Origin of the sequence: Streptomyces sp. SID14478 (assembly GCF_010548525.1) — a bacterium.
Taxonomy (GTDB): Bacteria; Actinomycetota; Actinomycetes; order Streptomycetales; family Streptomycetaceae; genus Streptomyces.
The window spans coordinates 1-217 of record NZ_JAAGMG010001061.1 but is presented as its reverse complement, the minus strand read 5'-3'; the positions used below and the strand labels follow the sequence as shown (position 1 = coordinate 217).

Here is a 217-nt window from a genome sequence, read left to right as displayed (position 1 = left end):
GGCTCTTGCGCAGGCGTACGGCGCCCAGCGAGTCGAAGCCCAGTTCGCGGAAGGCCGTGTCCACCGCGACCGCGCGGGTGTCCTCGTGCCCCAGGACCGCGGCGGCGTGCTCGCGCACCAGGCGGGTCAGTTCCTGCTGCTGCTCGGCGGACGGGCGCCCGGCGAGCCGGTCGCGCAGGGCGGATCCGGCCGCCGGTTCCCGCGGTGCCGCGGGCGC

1 protein-coding gene is annotated in these 217 nt (G+C 78.3%); it reads right to left on the bottom strand.

Annotation, left to right across the window (positions count from 1 at the left end; genetic code table 11):
• Positions 1-217: acyl carrier protein (locus tag G3I40_RS33950; RefSeq protein ID WP_164558676.1), on the bottom strand; the 217-nt coding region annotated here is incomplete at both ends.